15 protein-coding genes are annotated in these 18,577 nt (G+C 49.3%); 8 read left to right on the forward strand and 7 right to left on the reverse strand.

Going from position 1 to position 18,577, the window contains the following annotated elements; genetic code table 11:
- Nucleotides 1-14: 14 nt before the first annotated feature.
- Together ACIFQN_RS06575 and ACIFQN_RS06580 are read left to right on the forward strand one after the other, a co-directional pair.
- Nucleotides 15-1,754 carry an SH3 domain-containing protein gene (locus ACIFQN_RS06575; RefSeq protein ID WP_429832248.1) on the forward strand — a complete coding sequence of 580 codons (1,740 nt, stop codon included), beginning with the start codon at nt 15-17 and terminating at the stop codon, nt 1,752-1,754.
- A gap of 119 nt (nt 1,755-1,873) precedes the next feature.
- Complete coding sequence (locus ACIFQN_RS06580; protein ID WP_429832249.1) at nt 1,874-2,515, forward strand: YHYH domain-containing protein; 642 nt, start codon at nt 1,874-1,876, stop codon at nt 2,513-2,515.
- Between the two features lie 64 nt (nt 2,516-2,579).
- Here ACIFQN_RS06580 and ACIFQN_RS06585 read toward each other — a convergent pair whose 3' ends face one another.
- A complete protein-coding gene (locus tag ACIFQN_RS06585) occupies nt 2,580-3,533 on the reverse strand; it encodes a lipase/acyltransferase domain-containing protein (RefSeq protein WP_429832250.1) in 954 nt (317 codons plus the stop codon).
- Nucleotides 3,534-3,725: 192 nt separating this feature from the next.
- Here ACIFQN_RS06585 and ACIFQN_RS06590 point away from each other — a divergent pair, with 192 nt between their 5' ends.
- Complete coding sequence (locus ACIFQN_RS06590; RefSeq protein ID WP_429832251.1) at nt 3,726-5,378, forward strand: family 10 glycosylhydrolase; 1,653 nt, start codon at nt 3,726-3,728, stop codon at nt 5,376-5,378.
- Between the two features lie 60 nt (nt 5,379-5,438).
- Here the strand turns inward: ACIFQN_RS06590 and ACIFQN_RS06595 are convergent, their stop codons facing one another.
- From ACIFQN_RS06595 to ACIFQN_RS06620, 6 genes are all read right to left on the reverse strand, one after another.
- The gene (locus tag ACIFQN_RS06595; protein ID WP_429832252.1) at nt 5,439-6,374 is read right to left on the reverse strand and encodes a hypothetical protein; all 936 of its coding nucleotides are present in this window, start codon (nt 6,372-6,374) and stop codon (nt 5,439-5,441) included.
- Nucleotides 6,340-6,927 (reverse strand): RNA polymerase sigma factor, encoded by a 588-nt coding sequence (locus tag ACIFQN_RS06600; protein ID WP_429832253.1) that lies wholly within the window; start codon nt 6,925-6,927, stop codon nt 6,340-6,342. Before ACIFQN_RS06600 ends, ACIFQN_RS06595 begins: the two co-directional genes overlap by 35 nt.
- 123 nt (nt 6,928-7,050) lie before the next feature.
- Complete coding sequence (locus ACIFQN_RS06605; RefSeq protein WP_429832283.1) at nt 7,051-8,145, reverse strand: nitric oxide synthase oxygenase; 1,095 nt, start codon at nt 8,143-8,145, stop codon at nt 7,051-7,053.
- Between the two features lie 120 nt (nt 8,146-8,265).
- Complete coding sequence (locus ACIFQN_RS06610) at nt 8,266-11,358, reverse strand: efflux RND transporter permease subunit (RefSeq protein WP_429832254.1); 3,093 nt, start codon at nt 11,356-11,358, stop codon at nt 8,266-8,268.
- Nucleotides 11,355-12,593, reverse strand: coding sequence for an efflux RND transporter periplasmic adaptor subunit (locus ACIFQN_RS06615; protein WP_429832255.1), 1,239 nt, complete (start codon nt 12,591-12,593; stop codon nt 11,355-11,357). The genes ACIFQN_RS06610 and ACIFQN_RS06615 overlap by 4 nt, the downstream gene beginning before the upstream one ends.
- A 319-nt stretch (nt 12,594-12,912) precedes the next feature.
- Nucleotides 12,913-13,512, reverse strand: a complete 600-nt coding sequence (locus ACIFQN_RS06620) for a TetR/AcrR family transcriptional regulator (protein WP_429832256.1) — start codon at nt 13,510-13,512, stop codon at nt 12,913-12,915.
- A 272-nt stretch (nt 13,513-13,784) separates the two neighbouring features.
- On the opposite strand from ACIFQN_RS06620, the gene ACIFQN_RS06625 reads away from it, so the two are divergent.
- From ACIFQN_RS06625 to efeO, 5 genes are all read left to right on the forward strand, one after another.
- Nucleotides 13,785-14,525: a (Fe-S)-binding protein gene (locus ACIFQN_RS06625; RefSeq protein ID WP_429832257.1), complete on the forward strand. Its 741-nt coding sequence runs from the start codon at nt 13,785-13,787 to the stop codon at nt 14,523-14,525.
- On the forward strand, nt 14,512-16,020 hold the full coding sequence (locus ACIFQN_RS06630) for a LutB/LldF family L-lactate oxidation iron-sulfur protein (RefSeq protein WP_429832258.1): 1,509 nt from the start codon (nt 14,512-14,514) through the stop codon (nt 16,018-16,020). Before ACIFQN_RS06625 ends, ACIFQN_RS06630 begins: the two co-directional genes overlap by 14 nt.
- Nucleotides 16,013-16,693 carry a LutC/YkgG family protein gene (locus tag ACIFQN_RS06635; protein ID WP_429832259.1) on the forward strand — a complete coding sequence of 227 codons (681 nt, stop codon included), beginning with the start codon at nt 16,013-16,015 and terminating at the stop codon, nt 16,691-16,693. Before ACIFQN_RS06630 ends, ACIFQN_RS06635 begins: the two co-directional genes overlap by 8 nt.
- Nucleotides 16,694-16,776: 83 nt before the next feature.
- Complete coding sequence (locus ACIFQN_RS06640; protein WP_429832260.1) at nt 16,777-17,493, forward strand: FadR/GntR family transcriptional regulator; 717 nt, start codon at nt 16,777-16,779, stop codon at nt 17,491-17,493.
- A gap of 189 nt (nt 17,494-17,682) precedes the next feature.
- The gene (gene efeO, locus ACIFQN_RS06645; protein ID WP_429832261.1) at nt 17,683-18,576 is read left to right on the forward strand and encodes an iron uptake system protein EfeO; all 894 of its coding nucleotides are present in this window, start codon (nt 17,683-17,685) and stop codon (nt 18,574-18,576) included.
- Nucleotide 18,577: the final 1 nt, after the last annotated feature.

The raw sequence follows: 18,577 nt of genomic DNA on the forward strand, positions 1-18,577 counted from the left end.
AGGAGAAGCCTCTCATGACGATCTCTTCCTATCAAAAATCGCTTTGGGCCCGGAATATTTTGCTCGTGCTGTTTTCCATTGCGCTGATCGCTGCTCTTGTAAAAGTAAGTCTGGGCTATAAAAAAATGACCTTGTATGAGCAGGCCCAGGAATATTACAACGCCCAGAACCTGATCAAGGCAGAGCAGCTTTTTTCGTCAGCCAATGACATCACGGCTATTTCCTATGGAGATGAGCAGTGGAATTCATTGATGCTCCAGCTATCGGCTACCCGCCAGCAGCTCGAAGCTCTCCTGCAGGAAGCGCGCTCGGCGATTTCTGCAAAGCAAGATTCACAAGTGCTAGAAACCTATGAACGCTATCAAGCCTTGCGCCAAAACCACGAGAAACAACAGGGCGAGCTGGCAACTTATTTTCAACAGTTGTCGAGTCATCTCGGCATGGAAAAAGAATGGGCTGATTACTACAAACTCGCCCTGCAAGACGCCAAAGATCAGTCCAAGGCAAATCTAGCACAGGAAAATTACCAGAACGAATCGTTTATTCGCACCCTCGTCACGATCCCGGATGAGTATTTCGGAGGCACGAAAAAGAAACAGAGCGAGCTCGCCACTTTGTTTCAGCACTATGAAAAGACCAAGCTGCGCATGTTGACAGCATCCCATCCTTTTGCAGATGTCGTAGCCCAAACAGCCAAAAGCTTGCGCGTCTATCGAGAGATTGGCATAAAGGCAGATTGGCTCGTCACGCAACTGGAACGCTTCGCACAGAGCGAGATCAATCAATCGATTCATAAAAAGGATTTGACCGCCTTTATTGAACAGGCAATCGCTTATCGAAAGATCGAGGACGTACTGCCGAGTGACTCCGCCGTACTTATGGCCATCACTCGCCACCTGGAAAGCCGTATCGAGCAAGCCGAGCAGCATATCCGCTCTCGCCAGTTTACAAAGGCGATTGAGCTCTATCAGGAACTAAACGCTCTCATGGACACTTCGAAGCTCATTTCTGGCGCGGAAGAGCAGTGGCTGGCCTATGACCCGGCTCGTCTGCTAAAAGGTAAATATCCGGACAAAACGTTCTCTTCTCTCCTCTCTGGAACCGAACGTTGGGGAGCTAAACTGTACGCATTTGGGCTGGACGAAGCTGATCAACGTCTCTATTTTGCTGCAAAAATGCCTGATGACTCCCTCCTCTATCTGGATCAAGCTTTGAGTGAAGTGGACATGAAATCAGCAAAAGCCAGCAACTCGGAAAAGCTCGGCGAGAAAGAAGCTCCACTAATTATGATAGAAGCGACTGGGAAGGAACGCTTGCATTCTTACATAGGAGTTCTTCCCGATCTTTCAAAAGGTGCTATTGAGAAACGCTTTTCCTTGGAGGCAGACGAATTTACTGTAATAGACTCTAGACATGTCGTCGTAAAGAATGCCGTGGGCAAGGGAGAGCAGGAATTCGCCGTATTCACCTTGGACGAATCGGGGCTTGTTTACGATAGCAAGATTGCCGACAGCGAAGCCACCACGGAAGATGCAACAGAGACAGATGAGGCCGGGCAATCAGGGAATCCCCCATCAGGTCCCCCGCCAGATGGCCAGGCGCCACACCAAATCACTGTGTACGCTGGACCTGGGGAAGAGTATGAAATGATTGGTCAGCCCACCTCTGATAGCTCGATGCGGGTTGTAACCGAACTGAATGGCTGGTACCAGATTGAATATGACGGAAAAGATGGCTGGATACGCACCCAGTAGCCGTTTACGGAAAAAGCTCCCTTGTCGCGAGGTTTACTCTTTCGCTTCAGAAGACAAACAGACTTACATAAATGGAATCTACTGGTATAATTATGGGAATCTCAAAAAGGAGGATGTCCATGAAAAAAATCACCAGCTTCCTTGCACTCATGCTGCTTCTATTCTTCTTACCCATGCAAATGATCGAGGCCCATCCTGGAAGAACAGATGCAAATGGAGGGCATACCTGTAGAACCAATTGCGAAAAATGGGGTTTGCAGTACGGACAGTATCATTATCATAACGGTGGTGGAAGCTCTTCCGGGAGTAAAAGCACTACTTCAACCCCTGCTCCCAAAAAGCCGTCTACCCCAAAGGCACAGCCGCAGGTCGTACTCCCGAAGAAAACAATCGTAGCTGTGGATAATACGAATGTTTATTCCAATCCTTCTGCTGACTCAACTGTAACCGCAACCTTGTGGTATGGCTTCGAGCTCAAAGACACCGGAAATCTTCCCGATTTTGTCACCCTCGATCAAGGATATGTATCGAGAAATCTGCTATTTACCTACTCTTCCATTACTCCCAAGGCTGTCAAAATTCATGCCGAGAAGGGATACTTTTTCTCAACAGCTTCCTCTGAAAGCATAGGTAGAGGTTATGCCCTAAAAGACACCCTTGTCCAGGTCGTTGGAGAGAGTGGTGACTGGTATTACGGATCAACTAAAGATGCCAATGGTAATGTGTTAGTCGGTTTTGTTTCAAAAAGTGTTGCCTATTAAATCCCCACCTTTTCTCCATCACAAAAGGCTAACCGCGATATTCTGCGTGGTTAGCCTTTTGTCATTAAGCCTGCAGCTTATATCTGATAATGGCTTCGCTTTTATACAAAATATCCAGATGGGTAGCCTGCACAACATATTTTTCGCCGATCATGGCTAAAACACTGGTAGCCATCACATTGCCGTCACCGACATTGCTGTTGACCGCACTGATCGGCCTTCCATCCACCCATCTTTTAGGAGACACGGAAGGAACGGTCTGCAAATATTGAATGGTTTGTTGGCCAATCCCCGCAATGAGCGTTACCTCAATATTTCTTTCCCAAATCACTTCCATCCGGCTATTTAAATGATCCAAAAACTGATTTTGGACAACCATGCTGCTATAGGGAACGAATGCTTCAATCCCATTTCTTTTTTCCAGCAAATAATCACCGTATGCCTCACCAGGTACCAGATCAAGCAAGCTCGGAAAATGCTTTTGTACTGCTTCGACCTTGTCTCGCGGGAGCCGGCGCTCCAAATAGGCTAAATATACATTCATGTACAACTCGACCACATTCTTTTTGGGGGAAACGGTTCGAGGAAGCTTTCCTCCCGCCCAGTAACAGTAGCTGACAGGTGAACCCGCATTGGGAGTAGCCATCATAAGCAGTTGATCTACATCCCACTTATAGTTGTCGCCCTGTACATAGGCCCGCGATACAAGCCCTCCCATGCTGTGGCAAATCAGGTTCACTCTGCTGGACCCGGTTATTTGCTTTGCCCATTCGATAGTGGGGATGAGATACTGTTCTGCGCAATATGCGATTGGCTGTCTCCAGTCATAAAAGGCAATAAACAGCTGCTCGCCCCGTCGATAGCCCATCTGCTCCAATATGCGGATAAACGGTTCATAGGCAATTCGTGCAAACCCAAAATTCCAATTTCCTGTCCCCGGAATAATCTGATTGCTCATCGAGCCAAACAACCCCGGAACAAAGACAATAGGTACTTTTTCTTGGAGATAGGTATCCATTCTTTTGTTCCTCTCCGTGAAATTGCTCTTTGTCTTTGCCTATTCCCTCAAAGCTTGGGTGGTTCTCTTTGACCCGAATCTACCGAATTCATACAATTATCCTCCCAATCTACCGAAACAAAGCGATATAATAAACGTCTAACGCTTAGCAAGAGTTTTTCAGCAAATAATACGTGTCGGAGGATTCGCAAAATGAAGGTGCGCAAGTGGTCTATGCTTTTGCTTATGTTCGTACTATGTATCCCAGCAATGGGGATGTCCGTGCAGGCTGCCGAGACTTCTCCTGGCATCAGCATCTATTTGGACGGGCAACAAATCAAAAGTGACGTCGCTCCGTACATAATTCCCAAGGTCAACGTTACGATGGTTCCGCTGCGAGTCATCAGCGAAAGCCTGGGAGCAGAGGTTTCCTGGGATCAAAAAGCCCAGACAGCAACGATCCTGAAAGACAGTACCGTGTTGTCCATGGCCATTAACCAGAAGACTGCTCTGGTAAACGATAGCCGCATTCCGCTCGATGCTTCTGTGCAGAACAAGCAGGGAAGAGTCATGGTTCCGCTCCGTTTTGTGTCCGAGCAATTGGGCCTGCAGGTCAACTGGGAGCAGTCGACTCGCAAGATTTCCTTGCTGACGGGAAATGTAGCTGTCGTATCGCCGCCTCCTCCACAGGACATTCTCGGAGAAACCAATGACTCTGGTGGTGCCCCGGCAGACATTTCGGGAACTCCCGGCACACCAGTCATAACTAATGGCTCTCTGCGCGGTGTTTGGGTATCGACAGTGTTCAATCTTGACTGGCCTTCCACTGGCTCCTATGGAAATCAGGCCAAACAGCAGCAAGAATACATCCAACTGTTAAATGAGCTGCAGACCATGGGCATGAACGCCGTATTCGTGCAGGTACGGCCTTCCGCCGATGCCCTGTACCCTTCTTCGATGGTTCCTTGGTCCAAGTACTTGACCGGTACTCAAGGGAAAAGTCCAGGGTATGATCCGCTTGCTTTCATGGTAGAGGAAACACATAAACGAGGCATGCAATTCCACGCCTGGTTTAATCCGTTCCGTGCCAATACGGACGCCAAGACAGATCAGTTGGCCGCTAACCATGTAGTCAAGTTACATCCTGACTGGATCGTCAATTCCAGCAACAAGCTGTATATCAACCCCGGTATTCCACAAGCACGTCAGCAAATCATCGCTGAAGTAATGGAAGTCGTACAAAACTACAACATTGATGGCGTTCACTTGGATGATTACTTCTATCCATCCAATGGAGCCTTTAATGACGATGCGACGTTCAAGGCTTACAACAGTAAAAAAATCGCGACAAAAGCCGATTGGCGCCGCGACAATATCAATTCGTTCGTTCAACAATTGAATCAATCCATCAAAAACGTCAAACCTAACGTACAGTTCGGAATCAGCCCATTTGGGGTATGGCGTAATATCGCTGTCGATCAAACAGGCTCCGACACCAAAGCCGGAGTCACCGCCTATGACAACATGTATGCGGATGTGCGAACCTGGATCAGGCAGGGCTGGATGGATTATGTGACACCACAAATTTACTGGAGCCTCTCCTTTGCTCCTGCCCAATACGACAAGCTCGTAACGTGGTGGTCGAGTGAAGTGCGGGGAACGAATGTCAAACTCTATATCGGACATTCACCTTATAAACTGGGAACTGCGGAAGCTGGCTGGCAAAACGCCCAGGAGATTATCAACCAGTTGAATTACAATACCCTGCACCCGGAAGTCCAAGGAAGCGTCTTCTTTAGCGCAAAGGACTTGCGGAAAAATCCGTTAGGACTTCTCCAGGCGCTCAGCAGTTACTACAATCGGTAAAAAACACAATACCCCTCGAGCCAGTAGCAGACTAAAACTACGGCAAGAGGGGTATTTTTCTTATTTGGTAGCAGGTAAAAAGGCTTTGACAAACTTCTCCACATTATTTTTGTTCAGAACCGCTCCACTCGAGGATACCCGATACTGTACTTGTTTCCCTGCGGTTTCCATGACCCACACCATTTCCTTGTCAACCCGGTCTCCCCGATCTTCCTCTGTATATAAAATTTCTAGTTGACCCACTTTCACTATTTCCTTTTTTTGTTTGTCGAGGTTCGCCGTATAGACCGTGTTCCCTACAGCATCGTCAAAATTGGAGATGTGGACATTTACGTATCGCTCACCGGCCTGATAGGTTGCATCTACGTAATCCATTTCATTTGTTCTCTCTAATGGCTGTTCAACATACTCTTTCTTATTATTTTCTGCCTGCTGATACAGCGCCTCTTTGCTGTACTCTCGCTTAACGCCTGTTTCGACTTTCCCGTTCAAAAACTCAAAGCCACCTGGCAGCGCTTTAGGGACAATCGCCTGCTTGGCAACCTTTTCTTGCAATGCTGCCCATGTTTCATATTCAAAAGGCTTGGTGATGGTAATGACCCTTTTATTCGGATTATGAGGAACAATATAGGCAGCAACAGCAGTACCTGGCTCCAGTCTATCCTCGATTTCCCAACGCTTCTTCAGAAATGCCTCCATCTCGGAATCAGGTTTTTGCACGGTGTTGACGGTTGACTGGGATACATCCTTCTCCTGATAAATGACATCCCCCTGCGGATTCTTCAATTGATAATAATGGACAGCCGCATAGCCTGTAGTGATGCTGGCGAACAGCCCAATCGCAACCAGAATACTCACTTTGTATTTCACGAAAAAGCCCTCCTTGTTTTGTTTAATTCTAGCCATGACCGAAGTGGTGACGTCGATTTGCCCTGGGATGCGAGGGTCGTTAAATAGCTCTTTAATACTCGCGCGCGATTCGTTCGGAATCTTCATGCGTCACCCCTCCCTTCTCTGGCGGAGAATACGCGGACCGGAACTTGGCTGCCGTGCGCTCGAATTTCTTGCGTAAGCTTGCTGCATTTTTGTTCATGATCAAAGAAATTTCGTCGTAAGTCTTTTCCTCTACCCCCCGCAATAGGAGAAGCGTCCGCTCTTCTACAGAAAGTGTAGCCATGGCGAGATAGACAGCATCGCTGAAATAGACGTTTTCAATATGCTGCTCGATGTCTGACTGATTTTGCCTCGTGACCTCCAAAAATGGCAAAATGCGCAGCCATTTCTTTTTTCGAATGAGATCAATGCAATGATGATAGGCGATTTTATAAAGCCAAGCAGCGAATGGGATATCCCGATTGTATTTTGGGATGTGGCGGTAAGCCTTGATAAAGACCTCTTGGGTTGCGTCTTCCGCTTCGTATCTATTTCCCAAGATGTGATAGCAGTAGTGAAAAATGGGCACTTGAAAGCGTTGCATGATTTCACCATAACGGTCTTCCGCGCCTTGAATAATCGCATCCAGGAGTTCATTTATTTCATTTCTGTCCACGCTCTCCCTCCTTTCAACTGGTATAACGTTCCAGATCCCCCTTTGTGTGACATCACGGCAAAAAAAAAATGTCACGAACTCTCATTCGCAACATTTTGCAACGCCTTGTAGCAGGTCCAGGCTTTATTTGAACAAACTGGGTCTGTCTTGATAAAAGAAATTCGGTGTTTCCATTTTGTTGTCGTACGCGCTATGAAAAATGTGCGTAGCTGCCGGTGAGATTGGGGGAATGAGCCAGGTCCAGTCGCCTGTAACTGCTCGTCCGCATTTCCCTTCTCGCTCTTCAAACCGTTTGAATTGCTGACTTGCTGTATGGTGATCGACGATGGATACTCCGTGTTCTTTAAAAGAGTGCAGGACCGCAACATTCAGCTCCACCAGTGCCTTGTCTCTCCATAATGTAGCTTCTCTTTTGGTGTCCAAACCCATGATCTCTGCCACCCTCGGCAGCATGTTATAGCGCTGCCCGTCAGCCAGGTTTCGCGCACCGATTTCCGTCCCCATGTACCAGCCGTTAAAGGGAGCTGTCTGGTAATCGATTCCGCCAATTTCAAGCCGCATGTCAGAGACGATCGGAACACCGTACCATTTCAAATCCAGATCAGCAAAGCCCGCAATTTCCGGATGGGTAATGTCTACCTCGATAACCAGCTCAGGCGGAATCTCAAAAAACTGCGGCCGTCTCTCCCCGATCTGCACGACTAACGGCAGTACGTCGTAATTGGTTCCTGCTCCACTCCAGCCCAGGCTCTCGCACAGCTTGGTCAACTCGATGGAGGCGGGATCACCCAGTATGCCATATTCCGTCTCGTAGCCGGCATACCGAATGAGCTGATGGTTCCAGAGCCATATTTGTGGGCGATCGTCCCTGTACGGTGCAAAAACGGAAATAGTAGGGCGTACCTTCCCTCCATTGGTAGCAAATTCGATATGCCGTAGAAGCGCCTGTGCCACCTCTTCTTCTGTCTCCAGCTGCCGTTCATCCAGCACTTGCAGCGATTCCCAAAAGAATCGGCCGATGCACCGGTTGCTGTTGCGCCAGGCCATTTTTGCGCCGTGACGAAGCTCTTCATCTGTATGTTCATAATAGCCGTGTAACGCAATCTCATGACGCACCTCTCGCAGACGCTGCTCAGCCTCATCGGTCGACTTGCCAAGCTCGCTATAACATGTACGGATAAATTGTTCCGCCGCCTCTATCAGTTGATTATGCTCCATCATACCCTCTTTTCCAGCTGAACGGTGCTTCGCTAATGTCTTAGAAGACTTTATACCCTCATTATAAAATTACCTTTTACCTGGCCACTTTCCTCATACGCCAACCATGAGCTTCAGCGTTTAACCTTCTATACTCTTTGCCAGCTTTTGATTTCGCTTCTCCTTTTTCTTCATCCGTCGTTGCTCCATGACCGTATAGAACGAAGGAACCACGACCAAGGTAAATATCGTCGAAAAAAAGAGACCAGAAATGATCGTCACAGCCAGCGGCTTAAACAGCTCATCTCCCGTTATGGCGAGCGGCATCAGTCCGGCAATCGCCGTCATCGAGGTCAGTACAATCGGTCTGAACCGGGCTTCTCCAGCTTCGATGACCGCGTCCCTCAATGCCAGACCACGCTTGCGTGCCTGCTCGATAAACTCGACGAGAACAATCCCGTTGCGCACTACAATCCCTGATAAAGAGACGATTCCCATCATCGTCATGAAGCCAAGCGGTGTCCGCGTCACGAACAGGCCGATCAGACTGCCTGAGATGGCCAGATAAACCGTGCTCATGACGAGCAGCGGAATGCGCAGCGAGTAAAATTGCATCGTAATCAATATCACGATCAGAAAGACCACAATAACCGACAGCTTGCCCATATCGATAAATACTTCCACCTGCGCCGAGGTTTCTCCGTCATACTCCAGGAAATAGCCGTCCGGCAAAGGCATTTGGGCCAGCATCGGCTTGATCTCCTTCATCATCGCCGTAGCTGTGCGCCCATTCACCTCACCCGTAATCGTGATCGTGCGGTCGAGGTTCTTGTGCGGGATATTTTGCACGCTGAACGAAGGGTAGACAGTAACCAGCGAAGAGAGCGGGATCAGCTCGCCTTTTGCACTGGGGACATAGAGTTGTTGGATTGCATCCTCTCCTGCCTGCTCATCCTTTTGCATATAGAGCATGATGTCCGTCAGCTGCTTGCCGTCGTCAAATTCTCCTACCTTGATGCCCTCACTCACCAAGCGGAGAGTGCGAGACAAATCGGCCGCTGTCACACGATGCTGTTCCATCATCGCCTGGTTCGTTTCAAAAGCAAGCGAATAACGATCCACTCCGAGGTCATCTTGTACCTCAGATATGCCAGGTACTTTTACGATCAGCTCCTGGATCTTCTGCGACAGCTCGCGCAAGGTGCCTATATTTTCACCTGACACCCGAATCACCACCGGCTTGCCTACTGGCGGACCAGTTTGCAGCTCGCGCACCGAGAGGACTGCCTCCGGAAATTCTTTTTGAATTGCGGCCATGGTTTCACCTTGCAACGCTTTGGCCGTCGTCGCCTCCTTGTCAAAGCGAACAATCAGCTGTCCGAAGTTCACACCGCTACCTGCCCCTGTGTTGCTCCCAAAAATTTTGGGTGCGCTTCCTCCTGCATAGGCGCTCACATTCCAAACGCCCTCTGCTTTGGAAAACCCCTGGGACGCCTGCTTCATGACACGATCTGTCTCCTCCAGACTGCTGCCGTACGGTAATTTGACGTTGACCAGCAGCACATCGCGATCCGCCGCCGGGAAGAGCTCAATTGGCGTCAAAGGAATCAAAAAGTAAGCCATCGTACTGATCAAAACTGCCGTCATCCCTGTGAGTAACGGTTTTTTCAGCAAGCGAGGAAGAACTTTTTTCGAATACCAAAAAGAGAACTGCATCAGTTGTTTACCCAACAGGCCTGCAGGCTTACGTTCATCGAGCTTGGTCCGCCTGCGCTCTTCACTCCACCGCCGAAAAATCGGAATGATCGTCAGCGACATGACCATCGACGCGATCATAGACACAATGATAATGGCCGGGAGCGGACGCACGAATGCACCGGAACTACCGCTCAGAAAAAGAAGCGGACCGAACGATGCGACGGTAGCCATCGTAGCGGTTACAATCGAAATAGAAACCTCTTTTGCACCCATGGCTGCTGCTCGATGCGGTTTTTCTCCCAGCTTGACCAGGCGGCGCTCGATATTGTCATTCACGACTACCGCATCGTCCACGAGAATCCCCAGTACGATGATCAATCCCACGATCGTAATCTGGTTCAAGGTTACTTCAAAGAAAGGAAGGAAGATCATTCCCGTCGCAAGCGAAATCGGGATCGCCAGAGCAACCATGAGCGAGGTCGTAAAATTAAGCCCCAGTGTACAAACGATAAGCACGGCCACAACTGCAATCAGCATTTCGCGCCATAAGTCGCTGAAAATCTCATGGATGCGCTCGTTTTGAGTATAGAGCGATTCAGCCTTGGCCCACACAGGCAGACCTTTCTTCAGCTGCTCTACTCTTGCATCGATTCCTTTTTGCAAAGTCGGGATATTCGTTTTCCCTTCTGCCAGCAAACTGATGGTGATCGCCGGCTTGTTGTTGTGATAGACCCGATAGTCAGCATCCTTGGTCGCACGGTTAACATCGGCTACCTGCTGCAAATAGATCGGATTCCCGCTTTTTCCGTAGCCGACAACGACCTGCTCCAACGCCTTTACATCTTTTAGCTCGGTCATTTTCAGCTCATAGGTACGGTAGTCGATCGTGTAATTGCCGAGCGGCGCCGTTTCATTAGCTGCCTTGATTCCCGCCTGCAATTGAGCCCATGTCAGTTTTTCAGCTTGCAGCTTTTGCGGATCGAGCTTGATCTGCACTTCCTGATCGGGCAATCCCTCGATGATCACCTGGGAGACACCGGGAATTTTGCCCAGCTGATTTTTCCAGACGTTCATCGCATCCCGCAATTCCTCAAGCATGGCAAATGAATCCGCTGTTATCATAAACGTCTGGGCAAACATCCTGCCCATATCATCATTGACAACCGGCTGTCTGGCATCTATAGGTAAGAAGGCTTCTGCGTCCTTCACCTTGATTCGCAGCTCATCCCATTTTTCTTTGGGGTCCACTCCGTTATTGGTTTCCAATGTAATGACAGAAATGCCCGGCTGCGAACGCGAAATGATAGACTTGAGGCCCTGAATCTCATTGATCCTGACCTCTATTTCCTTGGTGACCGTCTGCTCAATGCGTTCTGCGGAAGCCCCGGGCACCAGTGTTGTGACAGATGCCCGATTGACGGCAATCTCCGGAAGCTCCTGGTGTGGAAGCTGAAAAAAGCTCAGAATCCCCACGAGAATCACCATGATAAAAAACAGCAGCGTAATCTTTTGTTTACGAATAAAAAACTCGATCATGGCTGCTCACTTGCGATCACATCAAGGGCATCTCCATCAAAGAGCTGATCCGCTCCCTTGGTAATGACCAGCTCCCCCAACGATAGACCGGACTGGATTTGCAACCGGTTATTGGCGATCGTCCCCAGTGTAACAGGGACTTTCACTGCTCGATTCTCCCTAGCAACAAACACAAACGGCTGTTTCTCTCCCTTGCTCAGCACAGCCTCTACCGGGACAAGAATACCTTTTGGACCAGTGTGCTCATGGATTGCTGTGACTACCTGGCCGACGAGCCAATCGCGCTTTGGATTGGGAATCTGCACCTCCACAGAAACGGTTCCGCTCTGCTGGCTGACTGCGGGCAGCACCTTCACTACCTCGCCAACGCGCTCTTGTCCGTACAGGCTTACCTTTATCTGGTCTCCCTTTTTCCACAAGCCAACTTCGCGGTCGGGAATGGACAAGTTCACTAGCAGCTCATCGACGTTGCCAATTCGGTAAACCGCACTCCCCGCCGATGCCAGCTGTCCGACAGCCGTCATTTTTTCCAGCACGACTCCGGTGATGGGGGCAATCAGATTCGCCTTCGACTGTGACAGCGCCGCACGCTGCTGCCCTACTACTGCCTGCTGGTAAAGCCCTGCCATTTGCTGTTTGACTTCCTGACGCGGCCCGTTCTTGATGAGTGCGTAAGCCTGCTGGGCATTTTCCCAATCTTTTTGAGCGAGAGCGGAGCGGTTTTGCACGGATTCGAGGTCGTTTTTCGACAGGGCCCCCTGACGAAACAGCTCCTCAGATCGCTGCAAATCCATATTTGCCTTGTCCAAGCTCACTTTCGACTTGTCCAGTGCATTCTGGGCTTGAATGATTTCCTCGTCGCGAGCGCCATTCGTAACCTGAGCGAGCTGTGCCTCTGCTTGTTGCATGGAAGCCACAGCACTCTCTGCCTGCAGAGTCAGATCGCGATCATCCACGCTGGCAAGCAGACTCCCCAGCGTAACATGATCTCCCTCCTCAACCGCCAGGGAAATGATCCGACCACTTGTTTCAAAGGACGCCAATGTCTCCTCGCCGGGTACAAGCACACCCGACCATTTGGAAGTCTGGATCATCGAGTCTTCCTTTGCCTGAGTAACCACAACGCGTTTTCCGGCAGGCTCTCCGGCTTCCGTGTCTTTTGGAGCAGCTGGACTGCAAGAACCAAGCAGCATGACTGAGGCCAGAACCGTCAAGCCTCGTTTGACCTGATTCACAATGTATCCCTTCTTTCCTCGCCTATCAATCCACCAAGCGATAAATGGGTTCTACAAAAAACGAACGTTCGGAATTATTGAGTTAACAGCAAACGGCCGTCTGCGCTATTTTTAATGGGCCTGCTATGAATGGGAATGCATATGTAGATTATACGATTCTTTTTTTCTTGTCTGTGTCGTCGGTGTGTCAGCTGGTTTCATTTTCACCAAGTGATCCTTTCAAATCGGGAAAAAACTTTTTTGACACAAGTGCCGGATAGGACAAAAAAATTAATGACACAAATGTCGGCGTTATGTTTTGAACCTACCGAAACTCGTGTCACTGTTCATGATGCAGTATCGCTGATCCTTTTGGCACCCCATACCCTTCCAGCATCACCGTAAAAATCAGATTGTTCCATTCAGCTTCTGGGATATCACGGTTTTTTGGTATTTGAATGGCTTGAAACAACAGTCCGGCAACCAGTGAGCTCGGAATATCCGCACGAATCGAGCCGACTTCCTTGCAAGTATCAATCACATCTGTCAGCATCCGATTTAACGTGTGATGCTGCTGGCGCAGTGTAGTCATCGCCTTTTTGACAGTCGCCGTTGCTTCTCTATTTACAAAGGGAGCAAACAGCAAAATTTGATGAATATGCGCGTATTTCATAAACGAATCAAAAATCATCCGCAATCTTTTCAAGGGCGCTTCCCCATGATCCAAACCATCATATTCAGCCATGATCGTATCCATTAAATGAACCATAAGCGACGCGATCAGTTCATCCTTATTTGAAAAGTATTCATAAATCGTACTGCGACTGACGTTCAGTTGATCGGACACGAGCTTGAAATGGAAACCCGCGTATCCTTTTTCAATCAGGATCTTGCCTGTCACCTCGTACAACTCATCTATATGTAATTTCTGCCTCGCCATTCGCAACGCCCTCTTTACTCACTTTATACGACGAATCCTTAGTTACGAACAGTGTACACAAGCTTCCTGGCAACCTCAACCCCTACGCTGCCATATCACGGCAATCCGGAAGATATCAGCTACATCGTACTCTTTCCGGTTTTCGATGAATCGAAATTCATTCGCTGGCTTGTTCATGCCAATTGTTTATTGCTGACTTTTCAGACTATTCAACCCCAAACTTGTATGATAAGCTGATAAGTAAATTCATGACAATAGGAGAAGGTGGAATCGTGAAAGTCTCTCTTTTTATTACCTGTCTAAGCGATGCCTTGTATCCTCGTGTAGGGGAAGCCATGGTTCGACTCCTTGCACGGCACGGGGTAAACGTTCATTTTCCAGAAGGACAGACCTGCTGTGGTCAGCCTGCCTTTAACAGCGGGTACTGGGAAGAAGCCCGGACCTCGGCCAAAACATTACTGGAGGCATTCGACGACAGCGATTTCGTCATTTCTCCATCCGGTTCCTGTACAAGCATGATTCATCATTACTACCCCAAACTGTTTGAAGATGATCCCGTCCTGCGTAAAAAAGCGGAGCAGCTACGCGATAAAACGTATGAGTTTACTCAGTTTCTCGTAAACGTACTAGGCGTAACCGACGTCGGTGCCGTTTTCCCACACAAGGTGACGTATCATCCCTCCTGCCACGGAAGCCGCCTGCTCGGAGTCAAGAATGAGCCTCTTCAATTGATGCAGCAGGTCAACGGACTGGATCTTGTCCCGCTTCCTTTTGCCGAGGATTGCTGCGGCTTCGGTGGTACCTTTGCAGTGAAAATGTGTGATATTTCGGGCGCGATGGTAACGGAAAAAGCAGATCACATCTTGGAAACGGAAGCAGAAGTGCTGGTCGGACTTGACCTCGGCTGTCTGCTCAACATTTCCGGCAACTTGCACTTCCGCGGCAAACCTGTACGTGTCATGCACTTGGCTGAACTACTTTACGAAGGAGTGAAGGGCAATGCGCACCGCTAAAGGCACCTCCGTAATAGACAGAGCGAAGCTGGCTCTAGATGACGAGTTTCTCCGCAATGCTGTTAAATACACGACAGAGCGTTTACGTGACGGGAAAAAATCCGCGTCCAGCGAACAAGGAAACTGGGAGGAATGGCGCGAGCGAGGTCGGCAAATCCGCTTGCACACCATTGCCCATCTCGACTACTACCTCAATTTGTTCATCGATAATGCCCGGGCGAACGGCGTTCATGTCCATTTTGCCTATACCGCCGAAGAAGCTGCCGCGATCACGCTGGACATCGCCAAAAAGCGCGGGGCGGGCACCGTCGTCAAATCGAAATCTATGGTATCCGAGGAGCTGCATATCAACGAAGCGTTAGAACAACAGGGCATCGAATCGATCGAAACCGATCTGGGTGAATACATCATTCAATTGGCACACGAAGCTCCGTCCCATATCATCATTCCCGCCATCCACAAAAACCGGGTGCAAATCGCGGAGCTTTTATCCAAGGAAGCAGGGGAAACACTCCCTCCCGATACGACCATTTTGGCTGGCTTTGTGCGAAAAAAGCTGCGCGAAAAATTCCTTGAGGCAGATATCGGCATGACTGGCTGCAACTTTGCCGTTGCGGAGAGCGGCTCTATCGTTCTTTTTGAAAACGAAGGCAATGCCCGCATGGTCAGCACCGTACCTAAAACACAAATCACACTGATGGGCATGGAACGAATTATTCCATCCTGGGATGATCTCGAGGTCATGGCTACACTGCTCCCCCGCTCTGCCACCGGGCAAAAGCTGACCGTCTACATGTCAGGCATCAGTGGTCCACGCCGCTCGGTCGATAGCGACGGTCCGGAAGAGATGCACATCATCATCGTAGACAACGGTCGCTCATTGCAGCTAGGCGATCCTGACTTTCAAGAGCTGCTCAATTGCATTCGCTGCGGCGCCTGTCTGAATGCTTGCCCGGTATATCGACACATCGGCGGTCACTCCTACGGCGGGCCGTACAGCGGACCGATTGGCGCCGTTCTCAAGCCAGCGCTGCAGAAAAACGTCGCCGAATGGGATGACATCGCCAATGCCTCCAGCCTGTGCGGAGCCTGCTATGAAGCCTGTCCGGTCAAAATTCCGCTGCATGATATGCTCGTCTACCTGCGCAATCGCAAAGTAAAAGCAGGGCACACCGCCCCTGAAGAAGCTATAGGCATGAAGGGCTTCGGCTATGTCATGTCCAATCATAAACGGCTGCGGCGCGTACTGAAGCTCGGCAAGCTGGGGCAAAAGCTGGTCCTAAAAGACAACGTCATCAAGATAAAGCTCGGACCCCTCAAGGGCTGGAACCAATATCGCCATACTCCGGGTTTGCCGACGCACTCCTTCCGCGACCAGTGGAAAACACTCGATCAAGAGCTTCGTCAAAATCAGAGTGACATGGATGCATCCACGAAATCCCGCTTAGAAGAAGTGTTGCGCCGTCGCGCGAAAGGAGCTGCCCATCATGAGTGATCAGCAAAAAGCATTCATCCAAAACATCACGAATCGCTTGGGGCGTCCGATGTCTACGGAAGCGCCGCGTCATCCATTCAAAGGGGCTCCCGATTTCTGGCAGGGCTATGAGCTCGATGAGGAGGACAGAATCGAATTGTTCTGCGAAAACTGGAAAAAGGCAGGGGGCCACTCTTTTCGTTTCTCTACGATGGAGGAAGCCAAGCAATTTATTGTGGAGAAAGCGACCGAGCTCAAAGCGCGTGAGCTGATTCTGCAAAATCAGCCTGAGCTGCTGGCACTTGGCCTGCCTGAGAAGCTGCCCGAGTCCCACTTTACCGTCTGGCATCCAGCCAACCGGGACGCTCTGCTCGCACAAGCAGCAAGTGCTGATATCGGAATTTCCATCGTCGATCATGGTGTTTCTCATACAGGAACAGTCGTGGTCACCTCTTCCGGGGATACAGGACGATCCGTCAGCTTGCTCCCTACAGTATTCATCGCCATTCTCCCTGTTGATCGTCTCAAAACCAAGCTGGGTGAAGTCATGACTGAATATGACGGTAAAGAGCGTGAGCAATTTCCCGCAGGTATCCACTTCATCTCAGGGCCAAGTCGCTCAGCCGATATTGAAAACGATCTGACTATCGGCGTCCATGGGCCCGGCGTTGTCTTTGCGTTGTTGGTCGGGTAAGCGTTCAGCATGCTGCACTGCACCCTCCTTTGCTTATGTTACAATGGCTGTAGATGGATAACGGATTGTACAGGAGTGTTGAAATGGACCTCTCTAAGCTAGCGAAGAAAAACCATTACGAACACATCACGGAACAACTCAAACAGCTTATCCTGAGCGGTGAATTACAGCCCGGAGCCAAGCTGCCCTCGACAAAAGAGCTGTCTGAACAGTTTGGCGTCGGTCGCTCTACTACCCGTGAAGCTTTGAGCGCATTGAAGGCAATGGGCCTGATTGATATACGTCAGGGCGGCAATTGTACGGTAAAAAGCGTACCTTTTGCCGCCCAAGACTTCCTGCCGGACCTGCAAAACCTGCTGACAAATAAACAGACCATTCTCGATCTGCTGGAGGCGAGGAAGTCACTGGAAGTATCTAACGTAGCGATCGCAGCACTCAAGCGAGACGACCAGGACATTTTGGCACTTGAAAACATTCTGCAAGAAATGGCCCAGCATGCTGGTGACGAAGAGATCGGCGAACGCACGGATCTGCTTTTTCATCTGACACTGGCCAAAGCTACGCATAACTCGATCATGGTGCGCCTCTTTGAAACGATTTCCACACAGATGGAGATTGCGATCCGCGAGACGCGACGGGTAGAAATCTACTCAAACCGCTCTGTCTCAGAACAGTTTTATCAGGAGCATCAAGCCATTTTCGAAGCGATCAAAGCGAAAGAGCCGGAGCTGGCCCAGTCCAGAATGAAGGATCACCTTCTCCATGTGGAAACGATTTTAATGAAATACTTGACTGATTGAAAACCGTCGAACCGCCGACGGTTTTTTTCTGCTATTCTCCAGCCATTCCCTTTCCAAAAATATTACCCCTCCTTTTTTCAAAAAAATATTGCAAACCTTCCAAGAAAGGAGTAACTTATTTTCTGACTGATAATGATTTTTATTCTCGATATATAAATCAGCACTTATATGATGAGGGGATGTTTTCGAATGAGTAACAAATGGGTTTATCCGTTATCTGCAGTTGTATTGGGGTCTTCCCTGCTGCTATCCGCATGCGGAAGTGGAGAAGCACAAAAAGAAGAGAAAAAACCGGAGGCAGCCCAGCCTGACAAGCCTGCTGCTACCGATCAGTCTGCTACCGCTTCTGCCGTTACTCCAGAACTGCAAGCTTCTATTGATGAATACCAGAAATGGGTCATCTCCCAAACAGATCAGTTTGTAAAAGCAACGGAGAGCTTCACCAATGCCGTCAAAGCCGGAGATATGGAAAAAGCGAAAAAGGAATACGCTCCAGCCCGCACTTACTTTGAAAAAATCGAACCGATCGCTGAGTCCCTTGGAGATTTCGACCCATGGATTGATGCTCGCGAAGGTGATGTTCCTGATAACGAATGGCGCGGTTACCACAAGCTAGAAAAGGCGCTGTGGGAAACCAAGTCGGTTGCTGACCAAGAGAAAATAGCAGACCAACTGCTCCAAGACGTGAAACAGCTCCGCGTAAAAGTAGAAAGCGTAGATATTGATGTAAAAATGCTCGTAACCGGAGCTGTTGAACTGCTGAACGAGGTTTCCTCAAGCAAAGTAACAGGCGAGGAAGAGCGCTACTCCCACACAGACCTCTATGATTTTGCCGCTAACGTAGAGGGAGCAAATGAAATCTTTAAAGTACTGAAAGCTTCCATAGAAGCAAAAGATGCTGCACTGGCGAAAGAAATCGAAACCCGTTTCAGTGACCTTGATGCTGCTCTCGCTCCTTATCGAAAAGACGGTGGCTATGTCCTATACACCGAGTTGAAAGAAGACCAAGTCAAAAAGTTAAGCCAGGCGATTGATGCCTTAGCTGAACCGTTATCCAAAATGGGAACCATTATAGGGGGATAAC

The sequence above is a fragment of the Brevibacillus sp. NRS-1366 genome (genome assembly GCF_050467985.1).